This is a genomic window from Brevibacillus sp. NSP2.1, from assembly GCF_000470975.2.
GTDB classification, from domain to species: Bacteria; Bacillota; Bacilli; order Brevibacillales; family Brevibacillaceae; genus Brevibacillus; species Brevibacillus agri.
Map to the genome: position 1 here is coordinate 5,589,154 of NZ_CP048274.1, position 17,859 is coordinate 5,607,012.

Annotated in this window: 22 protein-coding genes; 2 read left to right on the forward strand and 20 right to left on the reverse strand. The window is 50.4% G+C overall.

The window, feature by feature from the left end:
- Positions 1-238 precede the first annotated feature (238 nt).
- A complete protein-coding gene (locus tag M655_RS27595) occupies positions 239-1,018 on the forward strand; it encodes a hypothetical protein (protein WP_026558536.1) in 780 nt (259 codons plus the stop codon).
- 275 nt (positions 1,019-1,293) lie between these two features.
- Here the strand turns inward: M655_RS27595 and cysK are convergent, their stop codons facing one another.
- The 12 genes from cysK to M655_RS27655 all read right to left on the reverse strand — a co-directional run bounded on the left by cysK (position 1,294) and on the right by M655_RS27655 (position 13,837).
- Entirely contained in the window at positions 1,294-2,226 is a 933-nt protein-coding gene (cysK, locus tag M655_RS27600; RefSeq protein WP_005833690.1) for a cysteine synthase A, read from the reverse strand.
- An 82-nt stretch (positions 2,227-2,308) separates the two neighbouring features.
- Complete coding sequence (locus M655_RS27605; protein WP_026558537.1) at positions 2,309-3,211, reverse strand: peptidyl-prolyl cis-trans isomerase; 903 nt, start codon at positions 3,209-3,211, stop codon at positions 2,309-2,311.
- Between the two features lie 38 nt (positions 3,212-3,249).
- Positions 3,250-4,122 (reverse strand): Hsp33 family molecular chaperone HslO, encoded by an 873-nt coding sequence (gene hslO, locus M655_RS27610; protein ID WP_005833694.1) that lies wholly within the window; start codon positions 4,120-4,122, stop codon positions 3,250-3,252.
- 153 nt (positions 4,123-4,275) lie between these two features.
- A complete protein-coding gene (locus M655_RS27615) occupies positions 4,276-5,220 on the reverse strand; it encodes a sigma-70 family RNA polymerase sigma factor (RefSeq protein WP_007787227.1) in 945 nt (314 codons plus the stop codon).
- A 251-nt stretch (positions 5,221-5,471) separates the two neighbouring features.
- Positions 5,472-6,431, reverse strand: a complete 960-nt coding sequence (locus tag M655_RS27620; RefSeq protein WP_005833696.1) for an ABC transporter ATP-binding protein — start codon at positions 6,429-6,431, stop codon at positions 5,472-5,474.
- Positions 6,432-6,457: 26 nt separating this feature from the next.
- A complete protein-coding gene (locus M655_RS27625) occupies positions 6,458-7,375 on the reverse strand; it encodes a C40 family peptidase (protein WP_005833698.1) in 918 nt (305 codons plus the stop codon).
- The gene (locus tag M655_RS27630; RefSeq protein WP_007787221.1) at positions 7,372-8,472 is read right to left on the reverse strand and encodes a dipeptide epimerase; all 1,101 of its coding nucleotides are present in this window, start codon (positions 8,470-8,472) and stop codon (positions 7,372-7,374) included. The genes M655_RS27625 and M655_RS27630 overlap by 4 nt, the downstream gene beginning before the upstream one ends.
- Before the next feature lie 150 nt (positions 8,473-8,622).
- Positions 8,623-10,281, reverse strand: a complete 1,659-nt coding sequence (locus tag M655_RS27635; RefSeq protein ID WP_005833703.1) for a peptide ABC transporter substrate-binding protein — start codon at positions 10,279-10,281, stop codon at positions 8,623-8,625.
- Between the two features lie 132 nt (positions 10,282-10,413).
- Positions 10,414-11,439, reverse strand: coding sequence for an ABC transporter ATP-binding protein (locus M655_RS27640; protein ID WP_005833705.1), 1,026 nt, complete (start codon positions 11,437-11,439; stop codon positions 10,414-10,416).
- Between the two features lie 5 nt (positions 11,440-11,444).
- Positions 11,445-12,332: an ABC transporter permease gene (locus tag M655_RS27645; RefSeq protein WP_369750419.1), complete on the reverse strand. Its 888-nt coding sequence runs from the start codon at positions 12,330-12,332 to the stop codon at positions 11,445-11,447.
- 26 nt (positions 12,333-12,358) lie between these two features.
- Positions 12,359-13,297, reverse strand: coding sequence for an ABC transporter permease (locus tag M655_RS27650; protein ID WP_005833709.1), 939 nt, complete (start codon positions 13,295-13,297; stop codon positions 12,359-12,361).
- A 198-nt stretch (positions 13,298-13,495) separates the two neighbouring features.
- The gene (locus M655_RS27655; RefSeq protein WP_005833711.1) at positions 13,496-13,837 is read right to left on the reverse strand and encodes a DUF3870 domain-containing protein; all 342 of its coding nucleotides are present in this window, start codon (positions 13,835-13,837) and stop codon (positions 13,496-13,498) included.
- 335 nt (positions 13,838-14,172) lie between these two features.
- Here M655_RS27655 and M655_RS27660 point away from each other — a divergent pair, with 335 nt between their 5' ends.
- On the forward strand, positions 14,173-14,358 hold the full coding sequence (locus tag M655_RS27660; protein WP_005833714.1) for a hypothetical protein: 186 nt from the start codon (positions 14,173-14,175) through the stop codon (positions 14,356-14,358).
- 282 nt (positions 14,359-14,640) lie between these two features.
- Here M655_RS27660 and M655_RS27665 read toward each other — a convergent pair whose 3' ends face one another.
- From M655_RS27665 to M655_RS27700, 8 genes are all read right to left on the reverse strand, one after another.
- Entirely contained in the window at positions 14,641-15,138 is a 498-nt protein-coding gene (locus M655_RS27665; protein ID WP_025843818.1) for a YpjP family protein, read from the reverse strand.
- Positions 15,139-15,165: 27 nt separating this feature from the next.
- Positions 15,166-15,477 carry a DUF3986 family protein gene (locus M655_RS27670; protein ID WP_007786408.1) on the reverse strand — a complete coding sequence of 104 codons (312 nt, stop codon included), beginning with the start codon at positions 15,475-15,477 and terminating at the stop codon, positions 15,166-15,168.
- 196 nt (positions 15,478-15,673) lie between these two features.
- Entirely contained in the window at positions 15,674-16,237 is a 564-nt protein-coding gene (locus M655_RS27675) for a hypothetical protein (protein ID WP_025843817.1), read from the reverse strand.
- Positions 16,238-16,316: 79 nt separating this feature from the next.
- Entirely contained in the window at positions 16,317-16,733 is a 417-nt protein-coding gene (locus M655_RS27680) for a hypothetical protein (RefSeq protein ID WP_005831458.1), read from the reverse strand.
- A complete protein-coding gene (locus tag M655_RS27685; protein ID WP_005831460.1) occupies positions 16,733-16,885 on the reverse strand; it encodes a hypothetical protein in 153 nt (50 codons plus the stop codon). The genes M655_RS27680 and M655_RS27685 overlap by 1 nt, the downstream gene beginning before the upstream one ends.
- Before the next feature lie 3 nt (positions 16,886-16,888).
- Positions 16,889-17,296: a hypothetical protein gene (locus M655_RS27690; protein ID WP_005831463.1), complete on the reverse strand. Its 408-nt coding sequence runs from the start codon at positions 17,294-17,296 to the stop codon at positions 16,889-16,891.
- 169 nt (positions 17,297-17,465) lie between these two features.
- Positions 17,466-17,666, reverse strand: a complete 201-nt coding sequence (locus tag M655_RS27695) for a hypothetical protein (RefSeq protein WP_005831465.1) — start codon at positions 17,664-17,666, stop codon at positions 17,466-17,468.
- Between the two features lie 40 nt (positions 17,667-17,706).
- Entirely contained in the window at positions 17,707-17,853 is a 147-nt protein-coding gene (locus M655_RS27700; protein WP_286085947.1) for a hypothetical protein, read from the reverse strand.
- Between the last annotated feature and the right edge of the window lie 6 nt (positions 17,854-17,859).

Consider the following 17,859-nt stretch of genomic DNA (forward strand, 5'->3'; position numbering starts at 1 on the left):
ACAAACAAAGTGCAGTAAATACGGAAACAGTTGGTTTGTTGTAAAGCAAAATGTACCAAAGAATAATTGTTCCTACAGAAGCAAGAAAACCACATATCAGCGATAAAATAAACATAGAACTAGATTTCACGTTGCTCACCTTCTTTGAAAATATTGGAAATGCCTCTTCGTTTTCCGGGATGCTTATGATAATATATTACTATAATGTAAAAAAAAGTTAATAGGGAGAGAGAATCAAATGTCAAAAAAGTGGATAGTAGTTCCAGTAGTCTTGTCACTTTCTTTTTTAAGCGCATTTACTGTTCTTGGTAAAGAGAACAAAGTCATGAAATTGAAAGCTGAACCAGGAAGTGAAGTCATTTTAAAAAAAGTAGAGTATCGTGAAACTGGAGATGGGGAAGGTCAAGTCACTATTGAAGGCAGAGCGACAGCAGACGGGATAATTGAGGCTTATCAAATTCAAATTGATACAGAAAATGGAACATACATTACCAAACCATTAGATTACGAGCTAAGTAAAGAAGAGAAAGAAGAATTTGAAGCGGAACTCTCTTATGAAAAAGGGGATTCTATTGAAAACAAACTTCTCGCTGCTAAAAGTTACTACAAAGGATGGCTGAGAGCCTCCACGGAAGATCCAGTTCGAATCAAAACCGCTGCATCAAAAATTTCGATGTCCTGGAGTGAAGATATTGACGGTCTGTTGGAATGCACAAGCAGTACCTTCAATACATGGGCAGCGAATCCATCCGAGTTTGATACACACTGGTATAAAAATGGCCAATCGTTCCCTAAATATACATACAACTCGGACAACTCAAAAATTACACAAACTGCTTGGGCCGCATATTATAATTACGATTTTGGTAATGACAACCTCCGAACAGATGTAAAACACAACATGACAATGATCCCGGTAAATAAGGAAATTGGTAGTGGTCAGTTTGATTATAAAGTAACAATGGATAAATCCGGAGAAGCTTCTGCTTTACTTCAACTTAATGTAACAACGAATTAAAAAGTTCCCCCAAAATGAGACAAGATTAGATCATTATGTAAAGAAGGGGCTGTCCCGAAAGTCCATCTCGGAGTAAAAAGAGCCGAAACGAAAAACCCAAGAATGCTGATTTTACGGCATTCTTGGGTTTTGCTTTTTTAAGTCATCGGGCTGAAAAGCCACTTTTCGGACGGCCCCTTTTTGCTGTTATGAGCAATTAGTGTGTATTGGGAGACCTCCATCTTATAGGTCACAGTTCAAATAGCATGACGTGGCCTCTCGTATTTTGCTGCCAATCAATCCTCGAATTGGTACAGAGGAGTGGACAGGTAGCGTTCACCGTTGGACGGGATGATGGCGATGACTTTTTTGCCTTTGCCGAGCTTCGCTGCCACCTGCAGCGCAGCATGGATCGCCGCCCCGGAGGAAATGCCGCCCAGAATGCCTTCCTGACGGGCAACGCGGCGCGCTGTTTCAAAAGCTTCCTCGTTCTCTACCTTGATGATTTCATCGTAAATTTGCGTATCGAGAATTTCCGGAACAAAGCCCGCTCCGATCCCCTGGATTTTATGCGGACCTGGCTTGCCGCCGGACAAAACCGGGGAAGCTGCCGGCTCGACTGCTACGATGTGCACGTTCGGATAGTGCTCGCGCAGCACCTGCCCGACACCTGTGATCGTTCCGCCTGTTCCGATTCCGGAAATAAAGGCGTCCACGCCGCCGATTTCTTTTGCTTGCTCCAGCAGTTCGCGCGCTGTCGTATCGCGGTGGATGGCAGGGTTGGCCTTGTTTTTGAATTGTTGCGGGATGAAGTAGGTGCTGTCTTCCTTCGCAAGCTCTTCGGCTTTGCGAATAGCCCCGCCCATGCCTTCCGCTCCTGGGGTGAGAACCAGTTCAGCCCCGTACGCGCGAAGCAGGTTGCGACGCTCGATACTCATCGTCTCCGGCATAACCAGGATAGCGCGGTAGCCTTTTGCCGCAGCCACCATCGCAAGTCCGATCCCTGTATTTCCGCTCGTCGGTTCAATAATGGTATATCCCGGCTTCAGGCTGCCGTCTGCTTCGGCCGCCTCGATCATCGCCAGCGCGATACGGTCCTTCACGCTGCTGCCCGGGTTGAAAAACTCAAGCTTCAAGTAAATGTCTGCAATATCTTCGGTGACAACACGATTCAGCTTCACAAGCGGAGTAAATCCAATCAAATCAGTAATGGAATTCGCCACGCGCATATGTCCTGCCCCCTTATTTTTTGATAACCGAGTAAATCGCTAGGATTTATTGTCATAATTATATCAACGGTTGCCCAATTGGTCAATGAGGCATTTGCCCAGAAATCTGAACCCCTACCGATTTGCGCAACCGTTCCAGGACAGTATCGAGAGATTCTACCTGCGCAAAAGCAATTTCCCGGCGCAATTCCTCTTTTACCTCTTCGAACGACCGCTGTGTAGCCTTCCTGCTTTGCTCCAGGTGATAGATCACGTAGTTGTCGTCGACCTTGACCGGCTCGCTGTTTTCTTTTGCCTTGAGCTTTTCTATCGCGTTCCACGCTTCGTCAGGCAACTGGTGGTCGCGCAACGATACCCAGCCCAAATCGCCGCCAATCGCCGCTGTTCTGCTGTCGATGGAGCGTTCCTTGGCGAGCGTCTGGAAGTTGGCGCCCTGCTTGAGTTCGGCCTGAACCTGCTCCGCCTCTTTTTGCGATGCGACCGCAATTTGCCACAGGCGTAGCTGCATCGGCCGCGTATAGCGCTCTGCCCTGCTTTCGTACACTTTCAACACTTCGTCGTCACTGACGGAGATATCTTTGGTGGCCAACGTTTGCAGCAAAATTTGATAGGTAATCTCCCGCTTCAAGGCATCGACAGTCGTTCCAGCCTGCTTTTGCAGCGCCTGTTGAAACTCGCTGTCTGTCCGGCTGCCGTAGCTGTCCCGAATCTGCGCCAGCTCCCGCTCGACCTGATTCGGATCCGCGCTGATTCCCAGCCGTTTTGCCTCCTGGAAAACTACCTCGCGATTCACCAGGTCGTCGAGCACCTGCTTCCCGAATTTTTGCTTGAGCGCTGACACGTACTCGGCTTCGCTAATGGTCACATCCCCCACGATGGCCGCAGGCTGCAGCTTGCCTGACGACTGGTACCAGGCCCAGGTCACGGCAAGCAGCAACAAAACAAGCGCCCCGATGAATGCCCACAACCCTTTTACATTGGTCATGCCATCCTCTCCCCTAGCAGACGCCGCGCGACTTTTGCCTACATGTCTTTCATGATGTCTTCCAGCGCGGTTCTGTCAAAATGATATCGTTCGTTGCAAAAATGACAGTGAACTTCCGCTTCGCCCTGTTCTTCAAGCAGACTCTCCATCTCTTCACGTCCCATGCTAATCAGAGCCTGGATGACTTTGTCCTCGTTGCATTTGCAGTTGAATTGAATGTCTGTGCGGCTCAGGTACTTCGGCTCGTCCAGGACGCGCGCCAAAATTTCCTCTGGCGTCAGCCCCTCGCCGATCATGCGGGATACTTGCGGAAGTTGCCCCAGCCGTTCTTCGATTTTCGCCACAACTTCTTCAGGCGTGTTCGGCAAAAGCTGGAGAATGAACCCGCCAGCCGCCAAAACGGAGCGATCTTCCGGATTGACCAGCACGCCCACCCCTACGGCAGACGGCGTTTGCTCCGACGTCACAAAGTAGTACGTGATGTCTTCGCCAATCTCTCCGGAGACGATCGGCGAGCTGCCTTGGTACGGCTCTTTCAGTCCAAGGTCTTTCGTCACGTACACGAAGCCATCTGTCCCGACTGCGCGCGCAACGTCCAGCTTGCCTTTTTCATTCAGCTCAAAATGAACCTGCGGGTTGGTAGCGTAGGCGATGCCGTCTCCATCGGCATTGGCCTCCGCGACGATCTGGCCGATCGGCCCTCCCCCTTTTATTTTGACAGAGAGGCTTTCGTTTCCTTTTAACATGGCGCCCATCATCAAAGTCGCCGTCAATGTGCGTCCTGTCGCGGCGGTTGCTGTGTTCCACATGTCGTGGCGACGGCGCATTTCTTCTACAATCCCTGTTGTGCGCGCGGCAAAAGCCCGCACATGTCCGTTGAATCCGGTTGCTCTTATCAAATAATCGCTCATCTGGCGATCCTCCTTCTTCCATGCAAAAATCAAACTGCCTCTATCAGTTTACCACAAGAAGACGAACGTACGCGCCTTCCGCTGTTTGAACTGACACTTGCACGTTTCCATGCAAAAAAACCCCCTCCAAAAAAGAGGGGGCTGGTGAAGACATCAGGTCAAATAGTCTTTCAACACTTTCGACGCTTTTTGCGTTCGCAGTCGGTCAATCGTCGTCGCTTCTATCTGGCGGATTCGCTCGCGGGTCAGGCCGAACATTTTGCCCACTTCCTCCAGCGTGTACACATGGTCGTCGTGAAGGCCGTAGCGCATGGAGATAATCTCCTGGGCGCGGGGACTGAGCCGTTCCAATGCCGCATGCATTTGCGAACGCAAGTCCACCTTTTCAATCCAGTCGTCCAGCGAGGACAATCCATCGTCCATGATCTCGGCATAGCTGAGACATTCTTCGTCATGCTCTGCCTGCCATTTTTCGCTGTCCAGCTCGGCATCAATCGACTCCATTTTCATCATCAGCGCCTGCTCGATCGCGTCGACTTTTTCCAACGGTATGTCGAGCAGTCCTGCAATCTCGTGTCGATCCGGGGTGCGGTTCAGAGCGTGAATCAGATGCAATACTTGCTTTTGATATTGGCGAATCTGTTCATGCATGTGGACAGGAATGCGGATCAAGGTGCCTTTGTCGTTGATCGCACGGGTGATCGCCTGGGAAATCCACCAATGCGAGTAATGATAGAGACGTACGCCACGTCCCACATCGAATTTGTCTATGGCGGTAAACAATCCAATCGTGCCTTCCTGAATCAGATCCAGGAAAGGCATGCCTCTTTTCAAATGGCGCAAGGCTGTACTGACAACATAGCGCAAATACGCGCGCACAATCGTTTCACGTGCCTCCATATCGCCGTGCTGCTGATAGCGAATCAGGCACGCCAACTCTTCTTCTTTGTCCAACATGGGTGTTGCAGCGACGCTTTCCAAAAACAGCAGGGCGGAAGTGTCAGATCGGAGCGACCTGGGCACGACGATTCCCAACTGTGTTTCTACTTCCCGCCAGCGACGGGGAGTGGAATGGAATGAGGAGGTACTCAAAGTCATATGCAACCCTCACTTCTCTGGAATGGGAGTTCACGATGAAGTTAGGCGAGTTACGAAGTTGTTTACTGTAACCGTATTTCGACAAAACTTGTTTGATTCCTGCCAGTTTACAGAATATTAACAGTTCTCCCCTTAAATCCTTGCTGGTAAACCTTCCTTAATATAGAAACGCGACCGCTCGACAAAAAGCCATCCCTTGCATGAGGGACGGCTGAAGAAAAATGTCGAATGCTGTAACAGCGATATGCTTTTTATTGATAAAGATGACAAGCAGCAAAATGATTGGTGTCCACTTCCTGCCAGACAGGCTTTTTCTGGGCGCACACCTCTTTTGCCACCGGACAGCGCGTGCGAAACACACAGCCGCTGGGCGGGTTGATCGGGCTTGGGACATCGCCTTCGATAATCTTCCGCTCACGGCTTTTTTCCAGATCGGGATCGGGGACGGGAATGGCCGACAGCAATGCTTGCGTGTACGGGTGTTTGGGGGATTCATAGAGCTTTTCGCTCGTGCTCATCTCGACCATGTTGCCCAAATACATCACGCCGATCCGGTCGCTGATATGCTTGACCATCGCGAGGTCGTGGGCGATGAACAAGTAGGTCAAGTTTTGCTCCCGCTGCAAATTTTTCATCAGATTGACCACCTGTGCCTGTACCGAAACATCCAATGCCGAAATCGGCTCATCCGCAATAACGAATTTCGGATTGACGGCAAGCGCCCGGGCGATCCCGATCCGTTGCCGCTGCCCTCCGCTGAACTCGTGCGGGAAACGGTTGGCATGCTCTTTTTGCAAACCGACCATTTCCAGCAGCTCGATGACCCGCTTCGCCCGCTCCTTGCCTTTGTACAGCCCGTTCAATTGCAGACCTTCTCCGATAATTTCGGCGATGTTCATTCGCGGATTCAGTGACGCGTACGGGTCCTGGAAAATCATCTGGATGTTTCTCGTAATCTTGCTCCGCTCGCCCGCAGAGGCTTTGTGCACGTTCAGCCCGTCGAACAGCACCTCCCCGGAGGTCGGTTGGTACAAACCGATGATAGTGCGGCCTGTCGTTGATTTTCCGCAGCCAGATTCGCCTACCAGTCCAAATGTCTCCCCTTCGTATATGTCAAAGGAGACGTCGTCAGCCGCCTTCAGCGAGAGTCCTTTGCCAAGCGTAAAGGTTTTTGTCAGGTTCTTTACCTGGACCAGCTTTTTTCTTTCCATCTGGCCAATCCTCCCCCGTTATCCTTTTACCAGTATCGTCTGGAGATTGCATGCTCCTTTTTCAGCTTGTAGCCATCCAGCTTGACGATTTCGATGGCGCTGCGCGAGTCAGGCGAATGAATCATTTCGCCATTGCCCATGTAAATGCCGACGTGATGCACTCTGCCGCGTCCTTCTTCATGGGCAAAAAACAGCAGGTCGCCCGGAAGCAAATCTGCTTTTTCCACCAGCAGGCCGTCTCTCGCCTGATCGGAGGCGTCGCGGGGAATCTGAATACCTACGGAGCGGTGCATGTTGTAGGCAAAGCCGGAGCAGTCATACCCGTAGGAGGACATGCCTCCCCACAAGTAATGCAGGTTGAGGAAACGCTTGCCGGCCTCCACGATGGCTTCGCCGCGGTTGCCAGCCAGCTCGATCGGCTCGTTTGCGCGTACGATCGCTACGTCTGCTTTTGGCAAAAGCGCTTCGCCGTCCGGTACCGCTACCTTCACCCACTCGGCGCCGTCCTCGACGAGCGGCAGCCTGGTCAGGAACGCAAGCTCGATGCCCGGCTTTCGCTCCAGCGTGTGCAAACGGCTAAAGGCCGCCGTCACCATCGCCAGCTTTTGCCCATCCTGTACGTCAAAAGCAGCAGACCATGGAGAAAGCTGGCGTGACGGAATCCAGCCCGGATAGCCGATCTCGTTTTTGCTGGTCGATTGGTCCGGGATCAGGACGTGTGCCCACTCGCCCTGCTCCTCGACGATTTCTACGCGAGTGCCGAACAGCGCTTGCGTCTGAATGGCGTTGTTGTCGTAAAAGCCAAGCTTTTCGTCGATAGACAGCGACTGCAGCCAGCCGCGCGCGTCAACCGGAACGGCGATAGCCGCCTGATCGATGTCACGTGGAGATTCCGGCTTTGTCCATACAGTCGCGACCGAAACGGATACGATTGCTGATTTCATTCCTGTTCTCCCCCTTCCCACAAGCTGACCGAACGGATGCCGAGTCCCGGCGCTTCCGGCATGGTCATCAGGCGGCCCTCGTAGGTCACGCCGCCATCAATGCCATCGTGCAACAGCATCAGCGGAGCATCGAAGTCAAAGCGGGTGATGTTTTTCTTGCTGGCTGCGAAGTGCGCTGCCGCCGATACGGCCAGACGCGATTCGATCATGCTGCCAACCATGCATGGAATGCCGTGTTCTTCAGCCAACTGGTTAATCAATTGCGCTTTGAAAATGCCTCCCGCCTTCATCAGCTTGATATTTATCATGTCGGCTGCGCGGTTTTGCAAAACCTGCAGCGCCTGCGCCGGCGAAAATACACTTTCGTCAGCCATGATCGGCGTATCGACCGAATCTGTAACCCGCTTCAAGCCTTCCAGATCATGCGCTTTTACAGGCTGTTCAATCAGTTCGATGCCCAGTCCCATGTCCTCCATTTTGCGAATCGACTGAATCGCTTCCTTCACGTTCCATCCCTGGTTGGCATCAAGACGAATCTTCACCTGATTGCCCACGGATTTGCGTATTTCCTGGATGCGCAAAATGTCATCCTCGATATTGTCCTTGCCCACCTTGATTTTCAGCACGTTAAAGCCTTGCTGCAAATAAGCTGCTGCATCCTCGCCCATTTCTTTTGGCGAATTGACGCTGACCGTATAGTCGGTCTCCAACTGGTCGCGGTACCCGCCGAGAAACTGGTACAGCGGCATGCCCGCCCGTTGGGAAATCAGATCGTACAGCGCGATGTCCACCGCCGCCTTGGCACTCGTGTTTCCCACCATGGATTGGTGCAATGTCTGGAAAACGCGCTCGTAGGCAACCAGGTTGAGGCCGATCAGTTGCGGCTTCATCGTGTTCAAAATAGCGGACTCGATGCTCTCGATACTGTCCCCGGTAATGACGACCGTAGCGGAAGCCTCTCCCCACCCAACCATGCCATTGTCGCACGTGATTTTGACCAGTACGGACTCCAGGCTGTTCACCGTGCGCAATGCCGTTTTAAACGGTTTTTTGAGCGGAACAGAAATTCTCTTCACTTCGATGGCTTGAATAATCATATTTTCCTCCATCTTTTCTAGCACGTGTGCTTTCTTTATCTGTATTTTTTCGCTAAGACAAACTAAATTATAGCACTATTGAAAAATTCAGCAAAAAAGGGGGGAGAGTCATTCCATCCGCCTGAAATGACTTCTCCCGGCCAACTTAGTTTACTTCACGACCGCTTTTCTCAAATCCGTGTAGCTGAGAGAAGAGCTTTGGATTCCGCTGACCTGGTCGCTGGTCAAAAGCGAAGTGTTGTAGAAGTAGAGTGGAGCTACTGGCGCCTCGTTCAGCAAGATTTTTTCAGCGTCATGCAGCATTTGCAGACGTTTGGCATCGTCTGGCTCTTTGTACGCGCCTTCGATCAGCTTGTCGTACTCCGCATTAGCCCAGCCAGTGCGGTTGCTGCCGTTTTTCGACTGGAAGATGTCCAGGAAGTTGATCGCATCCCCGAAGTCAGGCAACCAGGAAGAACGGGCGATCTGGTATTCCAGTTTCTTTTGCATATCGGTCAATACTTGCCCTTCTACTTTTTGCAGCTTCACATCTACACCCAGCGTTTGCTTCCACATTTCCTGAGCGGCCTGGGCTGTTTTTTCGTTGGCTGTGCCGCTGCGATAGGTGAGCGTTACTTCTGGCAAGGTGGTGTAGCCTTTTTCCTTCATCCCTTGCTCCAGCAGCCTTTTTGCTTCTGCTGCGTCGAACTTCACCAGGTCGCCGCCTACCTGACGGAAATCACCCGCGCCGTTGGCATCCGGCAAGCCAAAGGAAACGAATCCGGTGCCCGGCTTTTGCTGACGCATCAACACGTGGTCAACCAAAGTCTGGCGGTCAATCGCCAGGCTGAACGCTTTACGGATATTGGCGTTGTCAAACGGCTCCTTGGTCACATTGAAGCGGTAGAACTCGGTGCCTGCGCCGTCTCTTACGTACACTTTGCCTTCCTTGAACAGTTGGTCAGCCATGTCTGCCGGAACGGTTGTAGTTCTGTGCAGCTCTCCGTTCGTAAACATTTGGTACTCGGTATTCTCGTCGTCGATCATTTTCCAGACAGCGCCGGCCAACGTTACGTTTGCCGCATCCCAGTAGTTCTCGTTTTTCATGATTTTCAATTCGCTGTCATGCTTCCACTCCGTCAGCTTGAACGGCCCGTTGCCCACGAAGGTAGAAGCCTCAGCCGCCCACTTCGGGTCTTTTTCCACTGTCGCCTTGTGCACAGGGAAAAACGCCGGGTTGGACGCCAGAAGCAACGTCCAGGAAGCAGGCTGCGCCAGTACGACTTCCAATGTCTTGTCGTCCAGTGCTTTTACTTTTACATCGTCAATAGAGCCTTTGCCACTGTTGTATGCTTCTGCCCCTTCAATAATGAAAGCGAGGAAGGCAGCCGGAGAGGCAAGCGCCGGGTCAAGCATGCGCTTCCAGGCGTACTCGAAGTCTTGTGCCTTTACTGGCTCGCCGTTGCTCCATTTGTTGTCGCGCAAAGTAAACGTGTACGTCCTGCCGTCTTCGGAAATTTTCCACTCGGAAGCTGCTGCCGGCTGCGGCTTCTGGTTCTCGTCCAGGCGCGTCAACCCTTCCATCAGGTTGTTCAAAATGTTGTAGGACGGCTCGTCAAATCCGAGCGGCGGGTCCAAAGAGGTAGGCTCTTTGATGTTGTTCAGGAGCAAAAGCTTTGCCGCTTGGTCTTCTGGCGAAGGCGTCTGCTGATTGTTTTCCGTAGGCGGTGCCGATTCGTTGTTCGCTGGCGCTTGCCCCGAGCTACATCCGGCCATGAACACGGAAACAGCCAGTGAAGCGGAAAGCAGGATAGTCGATAGTTTTTTCACTTTTTTCTTCCCCCTTATAGTTTTTATATGTCGTAAAAGGATAGCGCCGATAGACGACACCCTCTTTTACACCAGATGGCGAGCCTCACTATCTCTGCCAGGTGCTGTCAGATGCTGCCCGGTGCCGCCGACTCAAGTTCCCGTCGGCGCCTGCATGGCGGCCAGTACTTTTTTCGCACGCGGATCTTGCAGCCAACAGGATACGGAGTGCTTGTTGTGCACGTTCGTTTCCGCCGGCTGATAGTTCCGGCACACCTCCAGCGCATAGTCGCAGCGCGCCGCAAACGCGCATCCAAGCGGAGGTGCGAACAAATCAGGCGGAGTGCCGGGAATCGGACTGAGCGGTATCGAGCGATCCGCATCCAGACGCGGCATCGACGCGAGCAAGCCTTTCGTGTACGGATGTTGCGGATTGTAAAAAATGTCGCGTACAGGCCCCGACTCTACCACTTTGCCCGCGTACATGACGTTGACCCGATCGGCAATCTTGGCGACGACGCCCAAGTCGTGCGTAATGATGATGATAGATACCCCTGTTTTTTGCTGGATACTTTTGAACAGGTCGATGATTTGCGCCTGAATCGTAACGTCGAGTGCGGTCGTAGGCTCATCCGCTATGAGAATGGACGGTCGACAAACAAGCGCAATCGCAATCATGATCCGCTGACGCATCCCGCCGCTGAACTGGTGCAAGTACTGCTTGAGACGGCTTTCCGGGTTGGCGATTCCGACCAGCGTCAGGATTTCGATAGCCTGCCGCCTCGCCTCGCTCTTGGCGACTTTTTGATGGCGAATGATCCCTTCCATGATCTGCTCTCCGATGGAAATGGTCGGGTTGAGCGAGGTCATGGCGTCCTGAAAGATCATGGAAATTTCCCGCCCGCGCAGCTCGCGCATTTCTTTTTCCGGCAACGCAACCAAGTCCTTGCCTTTGAACATCACACTGCCGCCAGCGATTTTTCCGATATGCTCCGGTACGAGGCGCATGATGCTTTTGGCCGTTACGCTTTTGCCACAGCCGGACTCGCCGACAATCGCCAACGTTTCCCCTTTGTTCAAGGAAAAACTCACGTCACGGACTGCATTCACTTCTCCTCCGTGCGTCTTGAACGTGACGCGCAAACCGCTTACTTCCAGCAATTTTTCCGTTTTCTCCACGTCGTCTACCTCCTTGCCTTCGGGTCGAACGCATCGCGCAAGCCATCACCGAGCACGTTGAACGCAAGCATCGTCAATGAAATGAAGAAGGCCGGGAAAAACAGCCTCCACCAGTGACCGGACAAAATGGTCGAAAGCCCGTCGTTGGCCATCACGCCCCAGCTCGCCATCGGAGCCTGCACGCCGAGGCCGAGGAAGCTGAGAAACGCCTCCGCAAAGATCGCGGATGGAACCGACAAAGTGACGTAGACGATAATGATGCCAATCGTATTGGGCAGCAAATGCTTGCGAATGATGTAAAACGGCTTCGCTCCCATCGTCTTTGCCGCCAGCACGTATTCGGAGCTTTTCATTTGCAGCACCTGTCCGCGAACGGTCCGAGCCATACCGATCCAGCCCGTAGCGCTCAACGCGACGATAATCGTTCCAAGCCCTGGCCCCATGACTACCATCAGCAAAATGACCACCAGCAAATAAGGCAATCCATAGAGGAGGTCGACGAAGCGCATCATGATGTTATCGACTCGCCCACCCAAATAACCAGCGATTCCGCCATACAAGACACCGATGAAAAAGTCGATGAGTGCAGCCATAAAACCGACAAACAAGGAAATGCGCGCCCCGTACCATACACGGGTAAATACATCGCGTCCGAAATCATCGGTACCAAACCAGTTCGTCGCGGACGGCGCTTTGTTTTTCATGAGAATGGATTGTTTGGCATACTCGTGTCCCGATATCAAAGGACCAATGGTAGCCATGACGCCGAGCACAATAATGATGACAAGTCCCATCAAAGCAAGCTTGTTTCCTCTCAGCCGCTGCCAGGCTTCCTGCCAGAATGTCAGTTGAGGTCGCACAATCGCTTCCGAATTGAGGTTGTCTTTGCGCATCGGGATAAACAAGTCGTCAGAAACGATCATCCTTCGCTCTCCTTTCGATGTAGCTTGATTCGCGGATCAATAATGCCGTACAAAACGTCGACGACAAACATCATGAAAATCAGCAGGGCGCTGTAAAACACGGTTGTACCCATGATGACGGAATAGTCGCGGTTGATAATCCCCGCTACGAAGTATTTGCCCATCCCCGGAATCGCAAAAATTTTCTCGATGACAAAGCTCCCTGTCAACACGTTGGCGATGAGCGCACCAAGCAGCGTGACGACGGGCAAAATCGCATTGCGCAAGGCGTGTTTGAACACAATCGTGGCAGGCTTCAGCCCTTTTGCTTTGGCCGTTTCGATATACTCCTGCGTCAATATCTCCAGCATGTTTGTCCTCGTCAGACGAGCGATAATCGCAATCGGCCCAAACGCCAACGCCAGCGCAGGCATCACCACATGCTGCCACGATCCCCATGTCGCTGTCGGAAGCAGCTTCCACTCGACAGCCAAATATTTAATCAGCAAAGGCGCGACGACAAAGCTGGGAATGGATATCCCGAGAACGGCAATCACCATCGCGGCGTAATCAATCAAACGGTTATGGCGCAACGCAGCAACTACGCCAAGCCCCACCCCCGAGAAAATGGCAAACACGACGGCAATCACCCCAAGCTGGAACGAAACCGGAAAACCGCGGGCAATCATTTTGTTGACGGTATCGGAAGCATTCGCCGTCGACGGCCCCAAATCAAACTGCACCAGCTTTTGCAAATACAAAACATATTGGACAACGAGCGGCTTATCCAGGTTGTAGTAGGCGTTGAGGTTTTGCTCCACTGTCGCGTTCAGCGCTTTTCCTTCTTTTTCAAAAGGCGACCCGGGCACCGCGTGCATCAGAAAAAAAGTAACGGTAACAATGAGCCACAGCGTAACGATCATGGAGATAAATCTGCGGAAGACAAAAGATAGCAAGGACTCTCCTCCTTTAACTCAGAAATCCGTGAACAAGCTGGTGGGCAAAAGCTGTTTTGTTCGCATCCCGGGCGGAAGCGACGGACTTTCCCTATAAGCAAAAAACCCAGCAAATGCACACTCCTCATGGCATTTGCTGGGTTTTACTTACGTGTATGCCGTGCATACGAATAAATAAAGCAGCAGTTGTTTTCTTATTCACTTGGTGACTTCTGCTTTACTTCTCGCGGAAACAGCCTGTTTGTACTTCTTTTGCGCATCCTTGAATGCAGCAATCAATGTTTTTTGCGAAGATCCAAAATACCGATAGCGAATCTCTTCCCCAATCTCCTCTGACGCAAAGATGGAGTGGCCGATAAAAATCGACCGGGCAAAGTCAGACGTCAGTTGCACCGTAGACGAACAAGCCGCATCTACGATTTTGTCGTTGGTAGTATCCACGACCAACCCGATAAAAAAAGCACTGAACTGCTGCGTTATCGGATTGTTGGATGAAGATTGCGCATCGCCCACGATATAAATGGTATCTTTATCAAACAAATCAAAAACCCCACTTTTATCATGCTTAACGGACCGGCCATGCGGGACGTTCGGAGTGCTACCTCCTTACAATCGCAAGCTGGCTAAGCACTTTCTTACATATTAACAGAATAATTCGCAATTTGTAAATAAGTCTGACTAATCTTTCGTGGGGGGTGGGGGATGGGGTGGGGCGGTGCTTTGGTTGTGGATAACGGTATAAATTTGATTCGCGCCAGCGCCTAGATGATGCAGGATTGTGCAGGGCCTTATATTCTTATGTAGAATAAATTACCAATATGTGTTGAGCTTTTTTGATGGCACGTACGCTTGTCTGTTCTAAGGGGGAGAGAAATATGGAAGACCTCCTGTCAATTGCTTCGGGCATCGCAGGGTTCATGATATGCAAGTACAGCTTCACCAAACAGGAAAAACCGTTAGTTTTCAAGGATTTGCTGTTTGAGTATGTCGTTACTGTCGGGTTTTGTTATTTGTGCAAATGGGCGATTTTTGCTGGCTCGACTGTTTTGGAGCTGTTTTAAAATTGTTTTGGGTGGATGAGAAATAGGTTAGGGGATTGCAACTCGCTCATCGAACATTTTTATTTACCCCTAACTTACAATTTATGTTAAGGGATTCTTCAAAGGACATTCCTATCCTGTATCACTCGACAGAACGAAAAAAATCCCCGCCGTAGCGAGGGAATTTTAAAATGAATTACTACTCTTGTCGGCATTTTTAACCTAACTAATTGTGCATAGGTCACTTAAAGAGTACACACCAGGAAATATTTGGTCAGATTACCTATCAAAAAAAGATATGCATTACCATCCGGCTGGCTTATTTTTGCCCATATAAATTTCAGCAATATCATGATGTTCAGACATATCAGGGGTAATATGGTAATGAACCCACAGGTAATAGCCATCCGGTTTTTTTAATAACTTAGCATCCAAACGGAAAATTTCTTTATTTTTATCGAATATTGCAAAGACCCTTTCTCCGCCACCAGGGCCTTTTATCGAGATATCCTCAGCTTTTTCTAACAAATCATCTAGCTTTTTTTTGACTACCGGCCAAACATCATCTGCTACCTTTTTTCCAAGTTTTTTGACGGCATATCCTGCGGCTGACACAATAATTCTAGCAACAATTGGTGCAACTCTTTTTTCTTTATTACTCTTTAATTCCACTTTATTCTTGGAGTCCACAACAGGACTTGATTGTGTTTTAAATTCTTTGGCAGAAGCCACTTCAGAAATCCCTACACAACCAGTTAATACAGCTATAGCTAATAGTAGCGCTGTTATCTTTTTGAACATATGAAACGTGCATCCTCCATTCTATTCTTACATCTCCTGATATTTATATTGCGACTTATCCTTAGCACGAGGTAACAAGACCTCATTTACCCAACTGGCAAACAGATTGTTAATCTCTTCTACATCCAGTTCATCTTTTTCATAATGAAAGATAACTATATCTTCTGATGTATCTGATGAACCTAGATCATGAAAGTTATCAGAAAATAATACATCCCATCCCTGACTATTTTTCTTTTTCCAAACGCTTCCTTCGATATCGTACCCATCCTCACAGTATGTAAGATGGAAGTGACGATCTGTTAAATACTCTTGTTCAACTTTCTCCCAGTCCAACACGCAACCCACACTCCTAATTGTAAATATACCGACATAATTATATGTTAATAAATTCACGATGTCGTTGTTTGTAAAAATTTGTCAAACACTCATAAAAAAGTTAATATTTTTTGGTTTAATCTAAAAATCAGTGCTTGACAGTCAGTCCAGCAGACGATGGCGGCATCGATGGACAGAGCACCAGAGCCGCCTCAAGCTAAAACTTCACTTCCTCCACCGAAACCACTGGAAAGGAATGCCCAGGCAGCATCGGCAGGAACGGCCTCTCGTCCACGTAAGCGACAACGATGTGGGACGGTCCCACCATCTTTTTCGGAGCGAGCTGCAGCTCTTCTCCCCGCTCGGTCACAACTGTAATTTGCAGTTGACCGCCCCCTTGGCGGACAGCTCCTGGCGTCGCGCTCACGGTGACGAAGCTGTCTCCGTTGTACTGCAGCCGCAACGTCAGATCCTGCCGCCAAGCGCGGAAATCCACGTAATGACGCACAAATGGAATCGGGTCGGTGGTCACGCTTTTCGCTCCTGGCACGTATGAATGGAGCTGGCGCTGATACCCGCCATTTTCGCTCATCCTGCGGTCAAAGCGCTGTAGCGCCTCGTCTTCCAGCAAATCGATGACGCCCTCTGTCTTCAAGACAGGATCAATTGCAAAGGTGGCATGATGATTGGCCAGCTCCAGCAGCATTTTTATTTCCGTTTTTTTCTGCATCGCCATATCAGCATCGACGACAAACGTACCGATCAGCAAAAAAAGCAACAGCGCCGATATAGATAAAATGTTAATCCCCGTATGAATATCCTCCTAATGCAGTCCTCTCGTCTATCGAGAGTGCACATGTTTACAGATCGTAGTCCATGACGTTAATCGTCCCCTGGCGAGTGACCTGCAACGTTTCAGCAGGTGCGAGAATCCATGAAGTAAAACCGGGATAGGGAATGGTCAAAACAAGGGAAAACTCGTCTGCATGACTCCATAAAACAGGATCGGCCGAATGCGTGCGCGTCACACTTACAGAGATCTCCCGCTCGGACAAGGAAAACCGCTTTTCCGCCAGTTCCTTTGCGATAAAAGCCCGCACTTCCTCCTGCAGCAAGCTTTCATTGGTCCCTCCGCGGTTGCTGATGTATTTTGTAGCAGCAGCGCTGACCTCCATCAGCTCATTTTCCGCCTGCACGACCGTGTGTACCTGCAATAGCCCCAGACTCACCATCAACAACAGCATGACATTGAGAATAACGGCAACAAGCTGTCCCATCAGGCTGTACCGAATCTCGTCACCTGGACGAGCAGATCACCGAAAAACTGCTTGCAAGCCGACAGGAGGTTGTCGGGACCTGTAAAAAGCACCCCCACCGTAAGAGGCAGTACGAGAACAAGCAAAACCAACATGCTAATCATTTTATTCATGGACTACCACCCTGGGTCAAAATATTCGGAGGGGCGGCTCCCTGTAAAAGAAAAGGCAGTATCGCCCTCCACAAATGCATTCAGCCATTTTGCCACGTTGGACGGCGTAACCGTAACAGTAAGCGTGACGGACTCTTTTTGCTCTTTACGTGCCCGCTCTCCCATCGTTCGCGGCCAGCTACCCGCAAATACATCTGCTGTTACGTCCCAGCCAAGCTCGGCCATTTTTTTGGTATAGTATTCTGCCAAAGCCGGGTCCAAATAGCCGATATCCTGCATGTCATCGAGAATATCCGCATAGATGCCACGAGCAATGGCTCTCTCCATGGCGTACAGATGGTAGGCTCCTACTCCGGAAATTACGAACAGCAGCACCATCAGGCAAACGAGAAATACTTTTGCTTTGACCATCGCTTACGAGACGACTGTTTTCTTTTTTAATGAAAGATAACCGTCGCAGCTCGATACACCCTTTCCTGTTGAGTCTCACGAAGCTGTTCTTCTGGCTGCAAGTTCCATAGGAACGCGCACAAGCTCCCTGCCATTACGACGATAATGAGAAAAACATGATGGTGCAGCATCAGTTTGACGTATAGGCTGTGCCGTTCTGCATTTTGAAGTTGATGTTTTCATTTCTTGTGTCGTAATTCAGTGATGTGATGGAACGGTTAATGCTTTCGGCAGAATCGTTTGCAGCGGGCGATAGTTCATTGCCGTAAGAGCTTACACCGATCCCCAGGACCATGACGCACGCAAGGAAAATAAAAAACATTTTCGACATTGTGGCACTCTCCTTTTAGTAGTTAACTAGAAAAGCCATGCTACGGTATCGCTTTATCAATCCAATCAGCTGCTCGATCTCGCAGTCCGCCATCCTGAACAACTGATGCGTTGATGTGCGAGAGGCTCGACACGATGATTCCCAAAGTGAATACGATGCACATGATAATGGACAACAGTTTGGTCAAGCGCTT